Origin of the sequence: Bradyrhizobium sp., assembly GCF_016462955.1 — a bacterium.
Classification (GTDB): Bacteria; Pseudomonadota; Alphaproteobacteria; order Rhizobiales; family Xanthobacteraceae; genus Bradyrhizobium.
Map to the genome: position 1 here is coordinate 1 of NZ_JAEMSD010000787.1, position 2,112 is coordinate 2,112.

Consider the following 2,112-nt stretch of genomic DNA (forward strand, 5'->3'; position numbering starts at 1 on the left):
ATCGCCGCGGTCAGCGACGTCTTGCCATGGTCGACGTGACCGATGGTGCCGATGTTGCAGTGCGGCTTGTTACGTTCAAACTTTGCTTTGGCCATTTGACTCTCCGTTCAATCGTCAGCTTGAGACCGACGACAATCAGGCAAACTTCTTCTGGACTTCTGCCGACACATTGGCCGGCGCTTCTGCGTAGTGGTCGAACTGCATAGTGAAGGTCGCGCGACCCTGGCTCATCGAGCGCAGATTGTTCACGTAACCGAACATGTTCATGAGCGGCACCATCGCGTTGATGACGTTGGCATTGCCGCGCATGTCCTGACCCTGGATCTGACCGCGCCGCGAATTCAGGTCGCCGATGACCGAACCGGTATAGTCTTCCGGCGTCACCACTTCGACCTTCATGATCGGCTCGAGCAGGACGGACTTGCCCATCTGCAGCGCTTCGCGGAAGCAGGCGCGCGAGGCGATTTCGAAGGCGAGCGCCGACGAGTCGACGTCGTGATACTTGCCGTCGACGAGCTGCACCTTGACGTCGACCACGGGGAAGCCCGCGACCACGCCGGACGACAGCACGCTCTCCAGGCCCTTCTCGACGCCGGGGATGTACTCCTTCGGCACCGCGCCGCCGACGATCTTCGACTCGAACTCGAAGCCCTTGCCGGCTTCGTTCGGCTCGACGATGAACGACACAGCCGCGAACTGGCCGGTACCGCCGGTCTGCTTCTTGTGGGTGTAGCTGTGCTCCACCCGCTTGGTGATGCGCTCACGGAACGCCACCTGCGGCGCGCCGATGTTGGCGTCGACCTTGTAGGTGCGCTTGAGGATGTCGACCTTGATGTCGAGATGCAGTTCGCCCATGCCCTTGAGGATGGTCTGGCCGGACTCGTGGTCGGTCGACACGCGGAAGGACGGATCCTCCGCGGCGAGCTTGGCCAGCGCCACGCCCAGCTTCTCCTGGTCGGCCTTGGACTTCGGCTCGATCGCGATCTCGATGACCGGCTCGGGGAATTCCATCTTCTCCAGGATCACCTGCTTGTCGGGATCGCACAGCGTGTCACCGGTGCGCGCTTCCTTCAGGCCGGCCAGCGCGACGATGTCGCCGGCATAGGCTTCCTTGATGTCCTCGCGGTTGTTCGCATGCATCAACAGCATGCGCCCAATGCGCTCCTTCTTCTCGCGGGTCGAGTTCACGACGCCGGTGCCGCTCTGCAGAATGCCCGAATAGATGCGGCAGAAGGTGATGGTGCCGACGAACGGGTCGTCCATGATCTTGAACGCGAGCAGCGCCAGCGGCTCCTTGTCGTCCGCCTTGCGCACGACTTCGTTGCCCTTGTCGTCGGTGCCCTTGATCGCGGGCACGTCGAGCGGCGACGGCAGGTAGTCGACGACGGCGTCGAGCAGCGGCTGCACGCCCTTGTTCTTGAACGCGGAGCCGCACAGCACGGGATAGAACGCGCCGGTCAGCACCGCCTTGCGGATCAGACGCTTCAGGGTCGCCTCGTCCGGCTCCTTGCCGTCGAGATAGGCGGCCATGGCGTCGTCGTCGAGCTCGACGGCGGCTTCCACCATCTTCTCGCGGTATTCCTTGGCCTGCTCGACCAGATCCTCGGGAATGTCGACATAGTCGAACTTCGCGCCGAGCGATTCATCGTTCCAGACGACGCCCTGCATCTTCACGAGGTCGACGAGACCCTTGAAGTTGTTTTCGGCACCGATCGGAAGCTGGATCGCGACGGGCTTAGCGCCCAGACGGTCGACGATATCAGCCAGACACTTGAAGAAGTCGGCACCGATCTTGTCCATCTTGTTGGCGAAGACGATGCGCGGAACCTTGTACTTGTCGCCCTGGCGCCAGACGGTTTCGGTCTGCGGCTCGACGCCCTGGTTGGAGTCGAGAACGCAAACGGCGCCGTCGAGCACGCGCAGCGAACGCTCGACTTCGATGGTGAAGTCGACGTGGCCGGGGGTGTCGATGATGTTCAGGCGCTTGCCGTTCCAGAACGCGGTGGTCGCAGCCGAGGTGATCGTGATGCCCCGCTCCTGCTCCTGCTCCATCCAGTCCATCGTCGCGGCACCTTCGTGCACTTCGCCGATCTTGTGGCTCTTGCCGGTGTA

2 protein-coding genes are annotated in these 2,112 nt (G+C 62.5%); both read right to left on the reverse strand.

The window, feature by feature from the left end; genetic code table 11:
* Positions 1-95 (reverse strand): GTP-binding protein (locus tag JHD07_RS38370; RefSeq protein ID WP_139281446.1); only part of this gene is annotated, 95 nt, incomplete at its 3' end.
* A 40-nt stretch (positions 96-135) separates the two neighbouring features.
* On the reverse strand, positions 136-2,112 hold a 1,977-nt coding region (gene fusA, locus JHD07_RS38375), incomplete at its 5' end, for an elongation factor G (protein WP_291631694.1).